We start from the raw sequence: 18,606 nt of genomic DNA on the forward strand, positions 1-18,606 counted from the left end.
CAGCCAGCGCTGCGCGCCGCCCCAGTCGATCAGCTGGCGGCCGGGCAGGACGAGCAGAGCGCTGTTCAGCGGCAATGACAGCCGCCACAGCGTGCCTTCGCCGGCGAAGAACGGCAGGCGCTGCTCGCGCAGCTCATACCAGTAAGCGTTGTCGATCTCCTCGCCGCCCAGGCGTTGGCGCGCGGCCAGAACCGAGCCTTCGCCGCCTTCCAGGCGCAGATGCAGCGCCGCACCGTCATGGCTGGCCGCGCTGATCGGCAGCGGCTGCTGCCCCCATTCGGCGAGCTTGTTCAGCGCCTGCTGAGCGTCCATTACCAGGCGCAGGCTGAGCACCTGACGCGGTTTGGGCAGCACCTTGAGCGACACCTCGGCGAGCAGGCCGAGGCAGCCGAAGCTGCCGGTCATCAGGCGCGACAGGTCGTAACCGGCGACGTTCTTCATCACCTCGCCGCCGAAGCGCAGCAGCTTGCCCTGGCCGGTGATCACGCGGGTGCCGAGCACCTGGTCGCGCACCGAACCGGCCCAGGGCCTGCGCGGGCCGGACAGCCCGGCGGCGACCATGCCACCCAGGGTGGCGCCATCGCCCAGGTGCGGCGGCTCGCACGGCAGCATCTGGTTGTTCGCCTCCAGCGCCGACTCGATCTCGGCCAGCGGCGTCCCGGCACGGGCGGTGAGCACCAGCTCGGTGGGGTCGTAGCTGACGATGCCGCGATGCTGACGGGTGTCCAGCACTTCGCCCGGGGTGGCACGACCCAGATGGGCCTTGCTGCCGCTGCCCTGGATGCGTAGCGGCGTGGCGCTGTTCAGCGCGTGGTTGACCTGTTCCAGCAGCGCGGCGCTGGCGTCGAAATCCTGCTGCATCAGAAGCGCTCCAGTTCCGGGAAGGGCAGTTGGCCGTGGTGCACGTGCATGGCGCCGAACTCGGCGCAGCGGTGCAGGGTGGGGATGTTCTTGCCCGGGTTGAGCAGGCCGGCCGGGTCGAACGCCGCCTTCACCGCATGGAACAGGGTGATTTCGTCGCTGTTGAACTGCGCGCACATCTGGTTGATCTTCTCGCGGCCCACGCCGTGCTCGCCGGTGATGCTGCCGCCGACCTTGACGCAGAGTTCGAGGATCTTGCCGCCGATGGCTTCGGCGCGCTCCAGCTCGCCGGGCACGTTGGCATCGAAGAGGATCAAGGGGTGCATGTTGCCGTCGCCGGCGTGGAACACGTTGGCCACGCGCAGGCCGTATTCGGCGGACAATTCGGCGATGCCGCGCAGCACGCCCGGCAGCTCGCGGCGCGGGATGGTGCCGTCCATGCAGTAGTAGTCCGGCGAGATGCGCCCGACCGCGGGGAAGGCGTTCTTGCGCCCGGCCCAGAACTTCACCCGTTCGGCCTCGTCGCGCGCCTGGCGCACTTCGGTGGCGCCGGCCTTCGTCAGCACCGCGCGCACCCGCTCGCAGTCGTCGGCCACGTCGGCTTCCACGCCGTCCAGCTCGCAGAGCAGGATGGCTTCGGCTTCCACCGGGTAACCGGCGTGAATGAAATCTTCGGCGGCGCGAATGGCCAGGTTGTCCATCATTTCCAGGCCGCCGGGGATGATGCCGGCGGCGATGATGTCACCGACCGCGCGACCGGCCTTTTCCACCGAGTCGAAGGCGGCCAGCAGCACCTTGGCCACCTGCGGCTTGGGCAGCAGCTTGACCGTCACCTCGGTAACGATGCCGAGCATGCCCTCGGAGCCGGTGAACAGCGCCAGCAGGTCGAAACCCGGCGCGTCCAGGGCGTCGCTGCCGAGGGTCATGAACTCGCCCTCGACGGTGAGAATCTCCACCTTGAGCAGGTTGTGCACGGTCAGGCCGTACTTCAGGCAGTGCACGCCGCCGGCGTTTTCGGCGACGTTGCCGCCGATGGAGCAGGCGATCTGCGACGAGGGGTCCGGCGCGTAATAGAGGTCGAAGGGCGCCGCGGCCTGGGAGATCGCCAGGTTGCGCACGCCGGGCTGGACGCGGGCGAAGCGGCCTTCGCGGTTGATCTCGAGAATCTGGTTGAAGCGCGCCATCACCAGCAGGATGCCCTGCTCCAGCGGCAGCGCGCCGCCGGACAGACCGGTGCCGGCGCCGCGCGCCACCACCGGCACGCCGCGGGCATGGCAGATCTGCAGCAGTTGCTGCACCTGCTCGATGCGCTCGGGCAGCACCACCAGCATGGGCGTGGTGCGATAGGCGGACAGGCCGTCGCACTCGTAGGGCTTGAGGTCTTCCTGGGTATGCAGGATATCGAGGTCGGGCAGGCGCTGGTGCAACTCGGCCAGCAGCGCGGCCTTGTCGACCTTGGGTAGCGCACCGTCGATGCGCTCGTCGTACAGAATGCTCATGGCAGGCTCGTTCGTGGACGTTGTTCTTGTTGGCGGTCATGCCGCGACCTTGGGCCGCATGTTTAGGCCGCCTGGCTTCCTGCGTCCATCTTTGCCCATGCTGGTATGACCAGTTTCTTTCGTCAGTCTTTCACCTCGTCTCGGATAAAAGACTTATGCTTGCTGGCCTGAGCGCAGGCTTTGAGCTCAAGTGAATAGAGCTGCGAAAACTGGTACGACCAGTTGCGAGGAGGGCTGAGATGGATGCGAAACAGGGCGCCGCACGGCGCCAGGTGAGTGACGTGGTGGCCGAGCGTATCGAGCGGCTGATCGTCGATGGCGTGCTCAAGGTGGGCCAGCCGCTGCCCTCGGAGCGGCGCCTGTGCGAGAAGCTGGGCATCTCCCGTTCGGCGCTGCGTGAAGGGCTCAAGGTGCTGCGCGGGCGCGGCATCATCGAGACCGCGCAGGGCCGCGATTCACGCGTGGCCAAGCTCAGCGGCGAGCGCGACGCCAGCCCGCTGATGCACCTGTTCAACTCGCAGCCGCGCACCCTTTATGACCTGCTGGAGGTGCGCGGCCTGCTCGAAGGCGAGTCGGCGCGCCTGGCCGCGCTGCGCGGCACCGAGGCGGATTTCGTGCTGTTGACGCGGCGTTATGAAGAGATGCTGGCGGCCCATGCGCAGGAAAATCCGGTGGACCCGCGCGAGCATGCGCGCCTCGACCACGCCTTCCACCTGGCCATCTGCGAGGCCTCGCACAACCCGGTGCTGGTGCACACCCTGCAGTCGCTGACCGACCTGATGCTCAGCACCGTGTTCGCCTCGGTGAACAACCTCTACCACCGCCCGGCGCAGAAGCGGCAGATCGACCGCCAGCACTCGCGCCTGTATCACGCGGTGATCGAGCGCCTGCCGGAACAGGCGCAGCGCGCCGCGCGCGACCATATCCACAGCATCCGCGACAACCTGCAGGAGATCGAGCAGGAAGAGCAGCGCCTGGTGCGCGCCACCATGCGTCTGGAGGGCTGGGCGTAGGGCGGGTGAAACCCGCCTGATGACGGTGGCGAGTTGCCCCCGCCCTACAACCGGCGCGTTGGTGCGCGCGGCGCACCCTACCTGAAGGTGCTGGTCACCACGCCTTCTTCCACCACCTGCGCCTCGATCACCTTCTGGCTGCCGAGGTTTCGCACGCGGATCACCTCGCCCTCGCGACCGTTGCCCAACGCCTCGCCGGTGGCCGAGGCGGAAATGCCGTCCTGGCTGGCGACGATGGTCACCTGCTGGCCGCGGCGCACCAGCAGCGGTGCGCTCAGCAGGCTCGGGGCGATCAGCGCGCCGGCGCGGATGCGGCGCTTGGCGCCCTGGCCAACCACCTCGTCGAGGCTGCTGTAGAAGCCGCGTGAGCTTCTGCCGACATTCACTTCCTGCAGCTGCACCTGCTCGGCGGCGATGGTCTGGCCGCGTTCGATCACCCGTGCGGCATGCACCGCGGACACGAACACGCTGGCCTGCACCAGCGCCACCCGGGTCCAGCCCGGCGTGTCGGCGCAGCGCAGCTGCAGGCGCTGACGCGCCAGGGGCGACGGGTCGTCGCTGGCGACCGTCAGCTCCAGTGCCTGGCTGCAGGCCGGCAGCTGCTCGGCGCTGCTCAGCAGCGTGATGCCGAGGTTGTGGCGCATGCCCTGCCAGGCCTGTCGTTTGGCCTCGGCGGCGAGCTGCTGCTGCATGTGCGCGGCAATCGCCTGGTCGATCTGGCCGGCGGCCTCCACCTCGGCACGCACGACGGCCGATGGCAGCAGGGCGAAGAGGAAGAGCTCCAGCGCGCAGGCGGAAAAAACCTTTCCGCTTTTCCGCTCCCGGCTGCGCCGATGCGGAAGCAGGGCGACGCGAAGAGCGCCGTGAGATCCGAGAAAATCCTTATAAATCAAAGGCCTGATGCTCTCTTGAGGGTTGGGCACGCTTTGTGCTCAAGGCACTGCAGCACAACCTTGGGTTAAGGGTACCGGTGAATGAGTATACGGATTGATGACGTGGTGGGCCTGCATGGCCGCGCCCTCGAACTGCGCATGCAGCGCAGCGAGATTCTCGCGGCCAACCTGGCCAACGAGGACACCCCGGGCTTTCTCGCCCGCGACATCGACTTCGCCGGCGAGATGCAGCGGCTCGACCCGCAGCAGCGTTTCGCCGCCAGCAGCGCGGAGCTCAAGTACCGCGTGCCGACCCAGCCGTCGCAGGACGGCAACAGCGTCGAGCTGAGTGTGGAGCAGGCCGCGTTCTCCAAGAACGCCATGGACTTCCAGACCAGCCTGACCTTTCTCAGCATGAAATTTCGCGGCCTGAAACAGGCCATCGAGGGGCGTTGAGCATGGCTTTCGACTCCATCTACCGCATCGCCGGTTCGTCGATGAACGCGCAGACCGTGCGCCTCAACACCGTGGCCAGCAACCTGGCCAACGCCGACTCGGCGGCGGCCAAGGCCGAGGACGTGTACCAGGCGCGCAAGCCGGTGTTCGCCGCCGTCTACAACAACGATCAGCTGACCCGCGGCGTGGGCATGGGCGGCGCCCATGTGCAGGTGCTCGACGTGGTCACCGCCGGTCGCGAACCGGTGCGCCGCTACGAGCCGGACAATCCCCTGGCCGACGACCAGGGCTACGTGTTCTACGCCGACATCGACCAGATCGAGGAAATGACCGACATGATGTCGGCCACCCGCAGCTTCGAGACCAGCGTGGAAGTGCTCAATCGCCTGAAAAGCATGCAGCAGGGCCTGCTCAAGCTCGGAGAATCCTGATGACCGCGGTCAGCAACAACAGCCAGAACAACCCCGTCTACGGCATCGACGAGGCGGTCAAGCAGGCGGTCAACGTCAGCGACGCGACCCAGCTGGAAAACAACTTCCTCACCCTGATGGTCGCGCAGATCCAGAACCAGGACCCGACCAAACCGGTGGACAGCACCGAGTTCCTCAACCAGTTCGCCGCCATGAGTCAGGTCAAAAGCCTGGAGAACATGGCCTCGCTGAGCAAGAGCAACCTGGTGCTGCTGGACAACCTGCAGACCCTCACCGCCGCCGGCCTGGTCGGCCAGGAGGTCAAGGTGGCCACCGAGAAGCTGGAGCTGGGCGCGGACAAGGTCAGGGGCGAGGTCAACCTCGAGCATGCCGCCGGCAAGCTGACCCTGGTGGTCACCGACAGCAACGGCGTGAAGAAGGAGATCGCCCTCGGCTCCCAGGCGCCGGGACGCGTGCCCTTCGAGCTGGACCCCAAGGCCCTGGGCCTGGCGCCGGGCAGCTACAAGGTCGAGGTGCAGAGCGACAGCGGCGAGTACCCCAAGGTCGAGGTGGCCGGCCGCGTCACCCAGGTGCGCGTCAGCGCCGAAGGCCCGGTGCTGGAGATCGTCGGCATCGGCTCGGTGCCTTTCTACAACATCACCGAATTCGGCCAGACGCAGACCGCCGGTCTGCTCTGATCCTTTCTTTCCATTGTTTTCAAAGGTCCAGTCGCCATGAGTTTCAACATCGCCATGACCGGCCTCAGTGCCGTCAACGAACAGCTCAACACCATCAGCCACAACATCGCCAACGCCGGCACCACCGGCTTCAAGTCGTCGCGCACCGAGTTCGGCAGCATCTATGCCGACAGCCAAGCGATGGGTGTGGAAGTGCTGGCCACCACCCAGAGCATCAGCCAGGGCGGCTCCCTGGTGACCACCGGGCGCAGCCTGGACCTGGCCATCTCCGGCGGCGGCTTCTTCGTCACCCGCGGCAGCAACGGTGACGTCAGCTACACCCGCGCCGGCGTGTTCGGTGCCGACAAGGACAACTACATCGTCAACGCCGCCGGCCTGAAGCTGCAGGGCTATCCGGTGGATGCCGCCGGCAACCTGCTGGTCGGCGCCATGGGCGACCTGCAGCTGCAGAACGCCAACCTGCCGGCGCGCGCCACCGACAGCCTGGCCTTCGTCATGAACCTGGATTCCAACCAGAGCGTGCCGACCGCTGCGCCGTTCGATCCGGCGGACGTCAACACCTACAACTCCACCTACACCACCAAGGTGTTCGACTCCCAGGGCAAGGAACACACCCTGACCCAGTACTTCGTCAAGACCGGCGACAACGCCTGGGAAGCCCACTACTACGCCGACGGCGCCGCCGTCGGTGGCCCGCAGGCGCTGACCTTCGGCACCAACGGCAGCCTCACCGCGCCGGTCGGCCCGGTGGCCGTCGGCTTCCCGCTGCCGGGCGTCGATCCGATGAACATCGCCATCGACTACAGCAACTCCAGCCAGTACGGCTCCGACTTCGTCGTCACCAGCAACCGCGCCAGCGGCTACGCGGCCGGCGAGCAGACCGGCCTGTCGGTGGAGAAGGACGGCATGGTCTACGCCAACTACAGCAACGGCCAGCGCATGCTGCAGGGCCAGGTGGCGCTGGCCACCTTCGCCAACGCCGGTGGCCTGAAGAACGTCAGCGGCACGGCCTGGGTGGAAAGCGCCGAGTCCGGCGCGGCGCTGATCGGCGTGCCCGGCGTCGGCCCGTTCGGCGAGCTGGTGGCTGGTTCGCTGGAGAACTCCAACGTCGACCTGACCCAGCAGCTGGTCGGCCTGATGGAGGGCCAGCGCAACTACCAGGCCAACACCAAGGTGCTGACCACCAACAAGGAACTCACCCAAGTGCTGTTCGGCGCGATCTGAGGCTGACCCATGGACCGTCTCGGCTACACCGCAATGACCGCCGCCAGCCGCACCATGAGTTCGCTCACGGTGCGCGCCAACAACCTGGCCAACGTCAATACCCCGGGCTTTCGCGCCGACCTGGAACAGGCCCAGGCCGTGGCCGTGGAAGGCTACGGCTACGACAGCCGGCACCTGGCTCAGGTGAAGAACAACGGCGTGAGCCTGGCGCCCGGCGCGCTGATGGCCACCGGACGTGATCTCGACGTGGCGATTCAGGGCCAGGGCCTGTTCGCCGTCGAGGGTGACGACGGCGCCGAGCGCTACACGCGCAACGGCGCGCTGCAGGTCGATGCCGACCTGCGCCTGACCCTGAATGGCCGCGCCGTGCTGGGCGAGGGCGGGCCCATCGTGCTGCCCGAGTACGACAGCCTGCATATCGGCCGCGACGGCACGGTGTCGGTGATCCCGCGCGGCGACTTCCTCACCGCCGAGGTCGATCGCATCCGCGTGGTCGACGTCGCAGCCGGCGACCTGATCAAGGACGCCAGCGGTCTGCTGGCGCGCAGCGACGGCCAGCCGGCCGAAGATATGGAAGCGCCGGTACTGGTTTCCGGCTATCTGGAGGCGAGCAACGTCGGCGCCATCGATCAGCTGGTGGCGACCATGAGCCTGAACCGCCTGTTCGAGACCCAGGTGAAGATGATGAAGGCCGCCGAGGACCTGTCCGAGGCCGGCAACCGGATGATTCGCGGCTCGTAGCACCGTAGGACCGTAGGGTGGGCTTCAGCCCACCGGCGTGCTCTGCAATGGTGGGCTAAAGCCCACCCTACCCACGGAAGCGGACCGCCGCCCTGCCCACCCTACGGGGCACAGGACACGACGCGTAGCCCGGATGCAATCCGGGAACATTTCCCCGGATTGCATCCGGGCTACAGACAAACGAGGTAATGCACATGAGTTCCGCCCTTTGGGTCAGCAAGACCGGCCTGGCCGCCCAGGACAAGGCCATGAGCGCCGTGGCCAACAACCTGGCCAACGTCAACACCACCGGCTTCAAGAGCGACCGCGTGGTGTTCGAGGACCTGTTCTACGCCATCGAGCTGCAGCCCGGTGCCCAGGCCGATCAGGTCAACACCGTGCCGTCGGGCATTCAGCTCGGCAGCGGCGTACGCGTGGCCGGCACGCAGAAGGTGTTCACCGAGGGCAGCATCCAAACCACCGGCCAGCCGATGGACCTGGCCATCATCGGCAACGGCTTCTTCCAGGTGGAGGCGCCCAACGGCGACATCTACTACACCGAGAGCGGCCAGTTCCAGCTCAATGCCGAGGGCGTGATCGTCAACGCCCAGGGTCTGCCGCTGGTGCCGGGCATCGAAGTGCCGGCCGGCAGCAGCCGCTTCACCGTGGGCAGCGACGGTATCGTCACCGCGGTCATGGCCGGCGAGACCCTGCCGGTGGAACTGGGCCAGATCACCCTGGCCAACTTCGCCAACCCGGGCGGCCTGGAAGCCCTCGGCGGCAACCTCTACCGCGAGACCGTGGCCAGCGGCGAGCCGGTGGAAGGCACGCCGGGCGAGGACGGCCTGGGCAACCTCAAGCAGGGTGTGCTGGAAGGCTCCAACGTGCAGGTGGTCGAGGCCATGGTCAACATGATCGCCATCCAGCGCGCCTACGAGGCCAACGCCAAGGTGCTGGACGCCGCGTCCGGCATGCAGCAGTTCCTCAACCAGACCGTGTGACCGCCATGAAGCGCCTGATCCCGCTTGCCCTGCTGCTGACCCTGGGTGGCTGCGCCAGCTTCAACGAGATGCTGCCCGACGAGGACTCCAGCCACTACGAGCCGCTGGCGCTGGACTACAGCCAGCCGCCCACCACCAGCGGCGGCCTGTTCCGCAGCGGCTACAGCGGCTCGCTGGTCGGCGACAAGCGCGCGGTGCGGGTCGGCGACATCCTCACCGTGGTGCTGGACGAATCCACCCAGTCGAGCAAGAGCGCCGGCACCAGCTTCGGCAAGAGTTCCGGTGTTTCCGTGGGCATTCCCACCGTGCTGGGCAAGCAGTACGACCAGCTGGAAAGCTCCGCCGAGGCCGAGCGCGACTTCAAGGGCTCGGCGCGCAGTTCGCAACAGAACACCCTACGCGGCTCCATCGCGGTGACCGTGCATCAGGTGCTGCCCAACGGCACCCTGCTGATCAAGGGCGAGAAGGCCCTGCGTCTGAACCAGGGCGACGAGTACATCCGCCTGGTCGGCCTGGTGCGGGTCGACGACATCAACCGCAGCAACCAGGTGTCCTCGCAGAACGTGGCCAACGCGCGCATCTCCTATGCCGGCCGCGGCGTGCTCAACGACAGCAACTCGGCGGGCTGGCTGACGCGCTTCTTCACCCACCCGATCTTTCCGCTCTGAGGCCCGCTCATGTTCAAACGCTCCCTCGTCTTCCTGCTGCTGAGCTGGCCGCTGTCGACCAAGGCCGTGCCGCTGATGGACCTGGTGGACATCGAAGGCATCCGCGGCAACCAGCTGATCGGCTACGGCCTGGTGGTCGGCCTCGACGGTACCGGCGACAAGAACCAGGTGAAGTTCACCAGCCAGTCGGTGGCCAACATGATCAAGCAGTTCGGCATCAACCTGCCGCCGAACGTCGATCCCAAACTGAAGAATGTCGCCGCGGTGACCGTTACCGCGGAAATCCCGCCGTCCTACAGCCCGGGGCAGACGGTGGACGTCACCGTCTCCTCGCTTGGCGATGCCAAGAGCCTGCGCGGCGGCCAGCTGCTGCTGACCCCGCTGCACGGCGTCGACGGCGAGATCTATGCCCTGGCCCAGGGCGCGCTGGTGGTCGGCGGCCTCAACGCCAGCGGCCAGAGCGGCTCCAGCGTGGCGATCAACTCGGCCAACAGCGGCCGCGTGCCCAACGGCGCCACCGTGGAGCGGATGATCCCCAGCGACTTCAGCGAGCGCGCCGAGGTCATGCTCAACCTGCGCCAGCCTAGCTTCCAGACCGCTGCCAAGGTGGTCGAGGCGGTCAACGGCCGCTTCGGCAGCGGCACCGCCAGCGCGCTCAACGCCACCAAGATCGCCATCCGCGCACCCATCACCAGCACCCAGCGCATCGGCTTTATGGCCATGCTCGAGGGGCTGGAGGTGGAAGAAGGCCGCGAGCGGCCCAAGGTGGTGTTCAACAGCCGCACCGGCACCGTGGTGGTCGGCCAGGGCGTGCGCGTCAAGGCTGCCGCCGTGGCCCACGGCACCCTCACCGTGACCATCAGCGAGAACCCCCAGGTCAGCCAGCCCAATGCCTTCGGCCGTGGCGAGACCACTGTGGTACCGCGCTCCGACGTCGCCGTCAGCCAGGACAAGAACGCCATGTTCAAGTGGCCCGACGGCGCCAGCCTGGACAGCATCATCAGCACCGTGAACAGCCTCGGCGCCACCCCGGACGATGTCATGAGCATCCTCCAGGCGCTGGAGCAGGCCGGTGCCCTCAATGCCGAACTGATCGTGATCTGAGCCATGAGCATCGTTTCCCTCGCCCAACACATGAACAGCCACCGCGGCGCCGCCGATGGCATCGGCAACGCTCGCGAGCAGCAGCTGCACGCCGCCGCCGAGCAGTTCGAGGCGCTGTTTTTGCAGCAGATCCTCAAGCAGATGCGCAAGGCCAGCGACGTGCTCGCCGAAGGCAATCCGATGCGCAGCCGCGAGCTGGACACCATGCGCGACTTCTACGACGAGGTGCTGGCCGAGACCCTGGCCGGGCGCAAGCAGACCGGCATCGCCGACATGCTGGTCAAGCAGCTGTCCGGTGGTGGGGATAGCGCACCTGACCTGGAAGCGGCCGCAGCTGCCGCCCGTTCGGCGGAACTGCCGCAGCGCTCTTCCAGCAGCCTGCTGGAGCCGCTGCGCAGCACCTGGCAACGTGGCGTGGACAGCCTCGGCCAGGTCTGGGACAAGGGTTCGGCGGGCTTTCTCGCCCTGGTCGAACGGGTCATCCAGCAGGAGTCGGCCGGCCGCGTCGATGCCGTGTCGCCCAAGGGCGCGCGCGGCCTGATGCAGCTGATGCCGGACACCGCACGGGAGATGGCCGCCGAACTCGGCCTGCCGTTCAGCGAAGCCCGCCTGACCAGCGATGCCGACTACAACAGGCGCCTCGGCAGCGCCTACCTGGACAAGATGCTGCAGCGCTACGACGGGCACCAGGCCCTGGCGCTGGCGGCTTATAACGCCGGCCCCGGCCGCGTCGACGAATGGCTCAAGGTGCACGGCGACCCGCGCCGCGGCGAGATCGCCACCGGCGCCTGGATCGAGCGTATTCCCTTCCAGGAAACCCGCGACTACACGCGCAAGATTCTCGGCGACCTGGCCAAGACCGAGGCGGCGCCCGCGCCCGCGCGCGATGCCCAGGCAAACGGTCCGCTCAGCGCACAGACCCGCCAGCAGCTGGCCAGCGCCCTGAGCGCCGACAGCGGCCTGCTGCTCGGCGCCGTCGCCGGTAAGCAGGCGCTGGTGCGCGGCGAATTTAAGTCCGCCGCCGATTCCGTCGCCCTGTCCTCAGTAACAGCCCAATCCGCTGCCGACGACGCCCGTGCGCCGCGTCTGGCGGCCTTCGCTCAGCCGGTGCGCTTCGAGCGTCAGGAGTCCTAAGCCGTGACCATCCTCAACCAGATCGCCTACAGCGGCGTGCGTGCCAGCCAGGTCGCCCTGGCCAGCACCGGGCAGAACATCGCCAACGTCAACACCCCCGGTTTCAGCCGCCTGCAGACCATCACCGGGTCGCTGGCCGGACAGGGCGGACTGAGCGTCGGCGGCGGCGTCGAGGTCATCAGCATCCGCCGCATGACCAACGACTTCCACAACCAGCAGCTGTGGCGCGCCACCACCGAGCAGAGCTTCTACAGCGCGTCGCAGCAGTATCTGACCGCGCTGGAAGCGCTGATGTCCGGCAGCGGTTCGAGCATCAGCGCCGGCCTCGACCAGTTCTTCGCCGCCCTGAGCGAGGCCAGCGCCACGCCGGGCTCCATCGCCCTGCGTCAGCAGATCATCAGCGAGGCCGGCAACCTGGCGCAGCGTTTCAACGGCCTGAACAGCAACATCGACGCGCAGATCAAGGCGCTGCAGGAGCAGCGCAGTGCCATGGCCAACGAGATCAACGGCCTGACCGAGAACATCGCCCTGCTCAACAAGAAGATCGTCGAGACCGAGTCGGTCAAGGGCGACAGCACTGCGCTGCGCGATCACCGCGAGAGCCTGATCGGCCAGCTCAGCCAGTTCGCCAAGCTGCGCGTCAACGAGACCCCGGACGGCTCGGTCAGCGTCGCCCTGGCCAACGGTCAGCCGCTGGTGGCCGGGCCCACCGCCGGCCAGCTCAAGGTGGCGATGACCGCAAGCGGCGAGCAGGACGTCAGCCTGGCCTTCGCCGGCACCAGTTTCCCGCTGCGCCAGGACGGCTTCGGCGGCGCCTTCGGTGGTCTGCATGACGTCGAGTACGCCAGCCTGCGGCCGAACCAGCAGGCCCTGCACGACATGGCCAGCCAGCTGGCGCAGATGGTCAACGACGTGCTGGCCACCGGCTTCGACCTGGCCGGCAACCCCGGTCAGCCGCTGTTCGCCTACGACCCCAACAGCACCACTGCCCTGCTGCGTGTCGAGCCCTTGACCGCCGAGCAACTGGCGTTCTCCTCGGCCGCCGGCGAGAGCGGCAACAACGAGGTGCTGCTCGATCTGCTCGGCCTGAAGAACCAGACCATCACCCTGAACGGCAGCCAGGTCACCCTCAACGACGCCTACGCCGGCCTGCTCGGCCAGGTGGCCAGCGACAGCCGGCAGAACCAGGCCGACCTCAAATCCGCCACCGCCGTGACCCAGCAGGCCCAGTCGCAGCGTGACAGCGTCAGCGCCGTGAGCCTGGACGAGGAGGCGGTCAACCTGATGACCTACCAGCAGGCCTACCAGGCCAACATGAAGGTGATCAGCACCGCCAACCAGTTGTTCGACGACATGCTTGCCGCCTTCTGAGGCGCTTTCTAGAGAGAACCAGCCGACATGATGCGCATCACCAACTCGCAGATCACCTCGATGATGCACAACTCGATGAACGCCAGTTCCGCCGAGTTGGGCAAGCTGATGCAGCAGATGGCCACCGGCAAGCGCATCCTGCTGCCGTCCGACGATCCCATCGCCAGCGTGCGGGTGCTGCGGGTGCAACGCGAGGAGGCGAGCCTGGAGCAGTTCCGCAAGAACATCGCCAACGTCTCCGGCAGCCTGTCGACCCAGGAGGCCAACCTCAAGTCCACCTCCGACTCCATGCTCAACGTGCGCGACCTGCTGCTGTGGGCGGCCAACGGCTCCAACACCAGCGAAGACCTGGCGGCCATGGCCGGCGAACTGTCGATCATCGAGGACACCATCTTCAGCTTCGCCAACGTGCGCGATGAGGAAGGCCGCTACCTGTTCTCCGGCACCCTCAGCGACACCCCGGCGCTGAGCTTCGACGCGGCGACCCAGACCTACAGCCTGACCGGTAACGACAAGCACCGTCAGGCCGCCGTGGCCAACGGCGTGCTGGTGGACGAGAACGTCACCGCGGCCAGCGTCTTCGGCGCGGGCGTGGACATGCTCAACCAGCTGCGCGGGCTGATCAACACGCTGCGCGACCCGGCGCTGGACGCCAGCGACCCGGCCGTACGCCAGCAGATCGTCGACACCCTCGGGGCGCTGGATGACACCCATGGCCGGGTGCTCGGCTCGATCACCGAGCTGGGCGGTCGGCAGAATGCCCTGAGCCTGCTCAAGGACAGCAACGAGGACGTCTCGCTGGTCAACCAGAAGATCGAGGGCGAGCTGTCGCAGCTGGACTACGCCGGCGCCACCATCGATCTGAACAACTATCAGCTGGCCCTCGGCGCGACGCAGAAGACCTACCTGAAAATCAACGAGATGTCGTTGTTCAGCCTGCTGTAAGGAGTGGCGCCCGTGATCAAGGTCGACAAACAGCTGCCGGTCGTCACCGCCCTCGATCCGCAGACGCGGCGCCCGGTGCAGGGCGAGCAGGCGGTACAGCGCCATCGCAAGCAGGCGCCCGCCGAGCCCGCGGCGCAGCCGCGCGGCAAGAGCACCAGCTTCAACCTGCAGCTCAACCAGCAGCTGACCTCGATGCAGGCCGCCGACAGCTACCTCGGCGAACTGGCCGGGCGCCTCGGTCAGCTCAAGCTCAGCCTCAGCCGCGAGTTGAGCAATGCCCAGGCCGGCGAACGCGAAGGTCTCAAGCGCGAGCTGGAGCAGGTGCGCCAGTTGCTCGCCGAACGCGGTCAGCGCTCCGGCGAGGCGCTGGATGCCAGCTTCAAGCTGCGCCTCACCGAGCCGGTGCGCAGCCGCTTCAGCCTGCAGGGCCTGGAATCCATGGCCGCCATCCAGCAGGCCGGCAAGGAGACCCTGCTGTTCAGCGCCGGGCGCAAGCTGGCCGAACCGCTGGCGGTGGTGCTCGACGAGGGCCTGAGCGAGCAGCAGATCCTCCGCCGCTTCAATGCCGGCCTCGGCCCGGCCGGTATCCGCGCCGAGGTGGATAACGGCGGTGCGCTGAAATTCAGTGCCCGCGAAAGCGACTGGCAGCAGCTCAAGGGCGAGCTGCGCGTGCAGGGCGAGGGCAAGCTGGCGGCCAAGGCCGCGGCGCCCGTGGTCAGTCAGGAAGAGCAGTTGCTGCGCCTGCCCGATGCCGCCCGCCTGGACGGCGCGCGCGAGTTGCGCCGGGCACTGGACGAAGTGGTGGCGGCGCTGGACAAGATCGGCGCGCTGCGCGAGCAGCTCAGCCATCGCCAGGAAGAGATCCGCGAGTTTCTCGCCCGCCATGCCGAGCAGAACGAACGCGAATGGGCGCGCGACTTCGCCGGCGAGGTGTTCAACCTGATGCGCCGCAGCCCCAGCAGCTACGCCGCGGTGACCCAGACCGTGGTGGCCCAGGCCAACATCAGCCGCTCCAGCGTGGTCAGCCTGCTGTCCTGAAGCTTGCCGGCCGTCAGCCGCGTCCACTCCTGCGGCTGGCGGTCTTTTTTATGTCCGGGCTGCGCCTGAGCGGCGGCAGCCCAGGGTGCGGCCTCAGCGGCGGTTGACCGTCTGCGCCGCACGCAGCACATCGCTGCCGATCTTGCCTTCGTACTCCTGCCACAACGGCTGCATCGCCGCACGCCAGGCTGCGCGCTGCTCGCTGCTAAGACTGACGACCTGATTGCCGGCCGCGACCAGACGCTGGCGATCACGGGCGTTGAGTGCCTCGGCCTCGCGATTCACCGCCAGGGTGACTTCATCGACGATCGCCTCCAGCTGCACGCGAATCGGATAGGGAATGCTGGTCCAGAAGCTGGAGTTGCTCACCAGCATGTAGCTCAGCACACCGTGATCGGTTTCGGTGACGTAGGGCTGCAGCGCGCCCAGCTGCTGGCTGACGATGTTCGACCAGGGGTTCTCTGCGCCCTGCACGCGCCCGGCCTGCAGCGCGGCCTGGGTTTCGGCGAACGGCAGGCGCAGGCTGCTGGCGCCGACCCGGGCGAACTGCTGCTCGAGGATCTCCGACGGCTGGATGCGGAACGCCAGCCCGGCGGCGTCGGCGGGCGTTTGCAGCGCGCGGGTGGCCGAGAGCTGCTTCATGCCGTTGTTCCAGTAGGCCAGGCCGTAGATGTTGTGGCCGGCCATCGAACGCAGCAGCTCGCGGCTCTTCTCGCGCTTCTGGAAGCGCTTGACCGCCTCCAGGTCATCGAACAGGAAGGGCAGGTCGAACACCTGCAGCTGGGTGGTGTACTGCTCGAACTTCGACAGCGACGGCGCCAGCAGCTGCACCTTGTTGTCGCGCAGCGCCTGCAGCTCGTCGGCGTCGCCGAACAGCGTGGAGTTGGGATACACCTCCACCTGCACCTTGCCGGCCAGGCGTTCCTCGGCCAGACGCTTGAACATCAGGGCGCCCTTGCCCTTGGGAGTGTCCTCGGCCACCACGTGGGAGAACTTGATCAGGATCGGCTCGGCCAGAGCCTGTGCGGAACACAGCAGGGCGGCCAGGGCAGCCGCCAGAGAGGTCTTGAACATCGACACACCTTTTTACGGAAAAACGCATAGCGAGGCCTGCGCCGAAACTGGCGGGCCTGGATGCGAATCGGGATGGCTTGCAGGGTTCGGCCTGGCAGATGGCGCCGGCCTCGCCCCTTCGGGGACTACCGGATCGATGCCCGGTTATTGTTGGCATGCTGTCGCTGACCAATCGGTCAGCGACAGAGAGCGCGCATTCTTGCGGAAGGAAGGTGCTGGCACAAGGCCGGTTTTATGAACGGGCGCGCATTCCCGAGTATTGCTCGGCAATTGCCTGGCTCTCGCTCTGGTGCAGGGCTCGCAACGGCGTGGCCAGGCCCTGGCGGGTCAGCTCCAGCACCTCGCGGGCCTGTTCCAGCACCTGGCGTTTCCAGGCGTCGGTCTCGACGTAGAAGGCGGCGCGCAGCTGCGCCTTGATCCGTGCGCGGGTGGCGGCGTCGGTGTCCGGGCGGTTCTCCAGCCACTGCTCGGCGCGCAGCGCGGTGAGCACCTTGAGTCCCGGCTGGGTGCCGTACTCCAGGGTCAGGCCGTTGTACTGGGCCTGGGCGCATTCATTCAGCACCGCCAGGTCGAGGGTGCCGTTGAGCTCGCTGGAGGCGGAGTTGCCCTCGGCGCTGTTGGTCACCTGCGGCCCCCACCACTGACGGGCGCGGGCGATGTCCGCGGGCTCCTGGCGGCCCTTGTAGATGCGCTCGCCGTAGCCGCTGGGGCCGAGCCCGGTGTGCACGTCGATCCAGCCGATGCGCCGGCACTGGCGGCCGTGCTGACGAAGAATCTGGCGCAGCTGGCGGTTGCTCCAGGTCGGCTCGGTGCCGGCGAAGAACAGGCCGCGCGGGTCGCCGTGCTGGCCGCGCGAGATCGCCGCCTGCAGCGCCTTGCGCCCATAACGCAGGGCGTAGCCGTACAGCCCCAGGGTGCTCGCCAGGGTCGGCGGGCAGCGCTCGGGCAGCAGCAGTTTGGCCACCGCGCGGTAGTCGGGGTTGTCCGCCAGCGGCGCGGCGAAGTCCTGGAAGTTGCGGTTGAGGTCGACGTTTTCCTGGGTCACCCGGCGCTCCCAGGAAAAGCCGTAGGGATTCAGCGCATGGATGTACAGCAGCGCCAGGTCACCGCGCTGGCAGGCGGCGAACCAGGCGTCGTCGTCGAGCCGGTCGATCTGGATGGCCGAGCCGCAGAAACCCTCGATGCCGTGGCAGCCGCTGCTCAGCACCAGCAGGTTGGCGGCGTCGGCGGCACCGAGGCGGGCCACGTCGATGGCCAGTTGTTCGCCGTCGCGGCCGGGCAGCGGGTGGACGTGGCTCTCCACGGCGAGGCCGCGGCGGGCGCAGCTGGCGAGAAATTTCTGCCGGGCTTCGGCGTAGCTCTGAGCGAAACAGGACAGGTTCATGGCGCATTCCGTGTCGGTGGTAGGGCGCCCGCGCGGGTGGGCGGGCATGGCCGGGCCCATGGCGCTGGCGGTTGGCCTGCGCCGGGCGACGGCGAGTGGGTGGTGGTGCGGCGCTGGTGGCCTTTTGGGCGACCGGCCGGGGTCAGGCGTCGAGCACGATGCGGCCCAGGCTGCTGGCCCGGCCGGCGTACTCCACCGTCTCTATCTCGATGCGCGTGCCGAACTCGGCAGACAGCCCGGCCAGACGCTCGAGGATGCGCCGCGCCTGGTTCTGGTTGTCCGCCGTGTCGAAGGCCAGGCGCGGAATGCCGCGTTCGGCGTCGCGTCCGCCATGGCCCAGTTCGATGGGGTGCAGCAGCAGTTCGCGCAGCTGGCCGTCGGCGCGGAAGCGGCACTCGGCGACCACGCTTTCGAACCAGATCGGCGCGCCGAACAGACCGGCCACGCGCTTCCATTCGAGGAACTCGGCCGGGGTGCTCAGGCGCGGGTTGGTGATGCCCTTGGGCCCGATCAGCGCCTCGGCGGCCTGCCACTCGCGGCTCTCCCACTTGTCCGCCGGGACGATCTGCATGCTGTTGTCCATGAAGCAGAAGTTGCCCAGCGAGTAGAGCAGCGGCTTGCCGGCGTAGATCTCGATGCCGCGCAGCTGATGCGGGCCGTGGCCGCAGAGCATGTCGGCGCCGTTGTCGACCAGCTGGCGGGCCAGCGCCGGCAGGTAGTCGGGTACCGCGGCGGTGAAGTTGTCCGGCTCATGGGTGTGCTGGGCGACGATGCTGAAGTCGCTGGTCTGCTTGGCCTGGCGCTGGTGGCGGAGGATCTCGGCCTGGTCGCGCGGGTCGCATTGGTAGTGGATGCGCAGGCTGCCCGGCGCGGCTTCGGGGTCGACGCGGTAGTGCAGGGCCATGCCCAGGTGCAGGCTGTGTTCGCCGTGCAGGGCCTTGAGCAGGTAGTGGTCCTGGTAGGCCTCCTGGGCGTTGAGGCGCTTGAGCACGGCGAAGTCCTCGGCGCTGACCAGGCGGTGCGGCGTGGTGCGCAGCGGATTGAGGCCGGGCCGCGGTGCCACCTGGCCGAGGCCGTCGGCAGCCGGGGCGTTGGCCTCGAAGGTGGTGGCGTAGGAGGTCAGCGACACCCGCG

The 18,606-nt window shown here is 67.7% G+C and carries 19 protein-coding genes; 13 read left to right on the forward strand and 6 right to left on the reverse strand.

The genetic code is table 11. The annotated features are described in order from the left end of the window. On the reverse strand, positions 1–861 hold an 861-nt coding region (glcE, locus tag N7333_RS20550), incomplete at its 3' end, for a glycolate oxidase subunit GlcE (protein ID WP_279859324.1). Next, positions 861–2,360 carry a glycolate oxidase subunit GlcD gene (gene glcD / locus N7333_RS20555; RefSeq protein WP_096824957.1) on the reverse strand — a complete coding sequence of 500 codons (1,500 nt, stop codon included), beginning with the start codon at positions 2,358–2,360 and terminating at the stop codon, positions 861–863. The genes glcE and glcD, both read right to left, overlap by 1 nt. 239 nt (positions 2,361–2,599) lie before the next feature. Here glcD and glcC point away from each other — a divergent pair, with 239 nt between their 5' ends. Then, positions 2,600–3,373: a transcriptional regulator GlcC gene (gene glcC, locus N7333_RS20560; protein WP_011920511.1), complete on the forward strand. Its 774-nt coding sequence runs from the start codon at positions 2,600–2,602 to the stop codon at positions 3,371–3,373. A 77-nt stretch (positions 3,374–3,450) separates the two neighbouring features. Here the strand turns inward: glcC and flgA are convergent, their stop codons facing one another. Beyond that, on the reverse strand, positions 3,451–4,119 hold the full coding sequence (gene flgA / locus N7333_RS20565) for a flagellar basal body P-ring formation chaperone FlgA (RefSeq protein ID WP_347815294.1): 669 nt from the start codon (positions 4,117–4,119) through the stop codon (positions 3,451–3,453). Between the two features lie 228 nt (positions 4,120–4,347). Between flgA and flgB the strand changes: the two genes are divergently transcribed. The 12 genes from flgB (at position 4,348) to N7333_RS20625 (ending at position 15,014) form a co-directional block, all read left to right on the forward strand. Further along, a complete protein-coding gene (gene flgB / locus N7333_RS20570; RefSeq protein ID WP_129483279.1) occupies positions 4,348–4,701 on the forward strand; it encodes a flagellar basal body rod protein FlgB in 354 nt (117 codons plus the stop codon). Between the two features lie 2 nt (positions 4,702–4,703). Then, positions 4,704–5,132 carry a flagellar basal body rod protein FlgC gene (gene flgC / locus N7333_RS20575; RefSeq protein ID WP_090435199.1) on the forward strand — a complete coding sequence of 143 codons (429 nt, stop codon included), beginning with the start codon at positions 4,704–4,706 and terminating at the stop codon, positions 5,130–5,132. Further along, positions 5,132–5,809 carry a flagellar hook assembly protein FlgD gene (gene flgD, locus N7333_RS20580; protein WP_129483280.1) on the forward strand — a complete coding sequence of 226 codons (678 nt, stop codon included), beginning with the start codon at positions 5,132–5,134 and terminating at the stop codon, positions 5,807–5,809. Before flgC ends, flgD begins: the two co-directional genes overlap by 1 nt. A gap of 36 nt (positions 5,810–5,845) precedes the next feature. After that, positions 5,846–7,033, forward strand: coding sequence for a flagellar hook protein FlgE (gene flgE / locus N7333_RS20585; RefSeq protein ID WP_011920516.1), 1,188 nt, complete (start codon positions 5,846–5,848; stop codon positions 7,031–7,033). 9 nt (positions 7,034–7,042) lie between these two features. Further along, entirely contained in the window at positions 7,043–7,774 is a 732-nt protein-coding gene (locus N7333_RS20590) for a flagellar basal body rod protein FlgF (protein ID WP_011920517.1), read from the forward strand. Positions 7,775–7,968: 194 nt separating this feature from the next. After that, complete coding sequence (gene flgG, locus N7333_RS20595) at positions 7,969–8,754, forward strand: flagellar basal-body rod protein FlgG (protein WP_011920518.1); 786 nt, start codon at positions 7,969–7,971, stop codon at positions 8,752–8,754. Between the two features lie 5 nt (positions 8,755–8,759). Beyond that, positions 8,760–9,422 carry a flagellar basal body L-ring protein FlgH gene (gene flgH, locus N7333_RS20600; protein WP_011920519.1) on the forward strand — a complete coding sequence of 221 codons (663 nt, stop codon included), beginning with the start codon at positions 8,760–8,762 and terminating at the stop codon, positions 9,420–9,422. Between the two features lie 9 nt (positions 9,423–9,431). Further along, on the forward strand, positions 9,432–10,526 hold the full coding sequence (locus N7333_RS20605) for a flagellar basal body P-ring protein FlgI (RefSeq protein WP_129483281.1): 1,095 nt from the start codon (positions 9,432–9,434) through the stop codon (positions 10,524–10,526). A gap of 3 nt (positions 10,527–10,529) precedes the next feature. Further along, positions 10,530–11,660: a transglycosylase SLT domain-containing protein gene (locus tag N7333_RS20610; RefSeq protein WP_129483282.1), complete on the forward strand. Its 1,131-nt coding sequence runs from the start codon at positions 10,530–10,532 to the stop codon at positions 11,658–11,660. Positions 11,661–11,663: 3 nt separating this feature from the next. After that, positions 11,664–13,031: a flagellar hook-associated protein FlgK gene (gene flgK, locus N7333_RS20615; protein ID WP_129483283.1), complete on the forward strand. Its 1,368-nt coding sequence runs from the start codon at positions 11,664–11,666 to the stop codon at positions 13,029–13,031. A gap of 30 nt (positions 13,032–13,061) precedes the next feature. Further along, the gene (gene flgL / locus N7333_RS20620) at positions 13,062–13,976 is read left to right on the forward strand and encodes a flagellar hook-associated protein FlgL (RefSeq protein WP_177491203.1); all 915 of its coding nucleotides are present in this window, start codon (positions 13,062–13,064) and stop codon (positions 13,974–13,976) included. A gap of 15 nt (positions 13,977–13,991) precedes the next feature. Beyond that, positions 13,992–15,014, forward strand: a complete 1,023-nt coding sequence (locus tag N7333_RS20625) for a hypothetical protein (protein WP_177491205.1) — start codon at positions 13,992–13,994, stop codon at positions 15,012–15,014. A gap of 93 nt (positions 15,015–15,107) precedes the next feature. On the opposite strand, the gene N7333_RS20630 is transcribed toward N7333_RS20625, so the two are convergent. From N7333_RS20630 to N7333_RS20640, 3 genes are all read right to left on the reverse strand, one after another. Next, positions 15,108–16,088, reverse strand: coding sequence for a DctP family TRAP transporter solute-binding subunit (locus N7333_RS20630; protein ID WP_129483286.1), 981 nt, complete (start codon positions 16,086–16,088; stop codon positions 15,108–15,110). A gap of 232 nt (positions 16,089–16,320) precedes the next feature. Continuing rightward, on the reverse strand, positions 16,321–17,472 hold the full coding sequence (locus tag N7333_RS20635) for a M14 family metallopeptidase (RefSeq protein WP_129483287.1): 1,152 nt from the start codon (positions 17,470–17,472) through the stop codon (positions 16,321–16,323). A gap of 142 nt (positions 17,473–17,614) precedes the next feature. Then, a partial coding sequence (locus N7333_RS20640; protein ID WP_279859325.1) for a CapA family protein occupies positions 17,615–18,606 on the reverse strand: 992 nt, incomplete at its 5' end.

The sequence above is a fragment of the Pseudomonas sp. GD04158 genome, from assembly GCF_029834875.1.
GTDB lineage: Bacteria > Pseudomonadota > Gammaproteobacteria > Pseudomonadales > Pseudomonadaceae > Aquipseudomonas > Aquipseudomonas hydrolytica.

What these genes read in the sequence shown, in the direction of transcription:
- N7333_RS20590 (WP_011920517.1), top strand. Translation starts at nt 7,043, where the DNA reads ATGGACCGTCTCGGCTACACCGCAATGACCGCCGCCAGCCGCACCATG.
- flgC (WP_090435199.1), top strand. Translation starts at nt 4,704, where the DNA reads ATGGCTTTCGACTCCATCTACCGCATCGCCGGTTCGTCGATGAACGCG.
- N7333_RS20635 (WP_129483287.1), bottom strand. Translation starts at nt 17,472, where the DNA reads ATGAACCTGTCCTGTTTCGCTCAGAGCTACGCCGAAGCCCGGCAGAAA.
- flgE (WP_011920516.1), top strand. Translation starts at nt 5,846, where the DNA reads ATGAGTTTCAACATCGCCATGACCGGCCTCAGTGCCGTCAACGAACAG.
- flgB (WP_129483279.1), top strand. Translation starts at nt 4,348, where the DNA reads ATGAGTATACGGATTGATGACGTGGTGGGCCTGCATGGCCGCGCCCTC.
- N7333_RS20605 (WP_129483281.1), top strand. Translation starts at nt 9,432, where the DNA reads ATGTTCAAACGCTCCCTCGTCTTCCTGCTGCTGAGCTGGCCGCTGTCG.
- glcD (WP_096824957.1), bottom strand. Translation starts at nt 2,360, where the DNA reads ATGAGCATTCTGTACGACGAGCGCATCGACGGTGCGCTACCCAAGGTC.
- flgL (WP_177491203.1), top strand. Translation starts at nt 13,062, where the DNA reads ATGCGCATCACCAACTCGCAGATCACCTCGATGATGCACAACTCGATG.
- flgD (WP_129483280.1), top strand. Translation starts at nt 5,132, where the DNA reads ATGACCGCGGTCAGCAACAACAGCCAGAACAACCCCGTCTACGGCATC.
- N7333_RS20630 (WP_129483286.1), bottom strand. Translation starts at nt 16,088, where the DNA reads ATGTTCAAGACCTCTCTGGCGGCTGCCCTGGCCGCCCTGCTGTGTTCC.
- flgG (WP_011920518.1), top strand. Translation starts at nt 7,969, where the DNA reads ATGAGTTCCGCCCTTTGGGTCAGCAAGACCGGCCTGGCCGCCCAGGAC.
- glcC (WP_011920511.1), top strand. Translation starts at nt 2,600, where the DNA reads ATGGATGCGAAACAGGGCGCCGCACGGCGCCAGGTGAGTGACGTGGTG.
- N7333_RS20610 (WP_129483282.1), top strand. Translation starts at nt 10,530, where the DNA reads ATGAGCATCGTTTCCCTCGCCCAACACATGAACAGCCACCGCGGCGCC.
- flgH (WP_011920519.1), top strand. Translation starts at nt 8,760, where the DNA reads ATGAAGCGCCTGATCCCGCTTGCCCTGCTGCTGACCCTGGGTGGCTGC.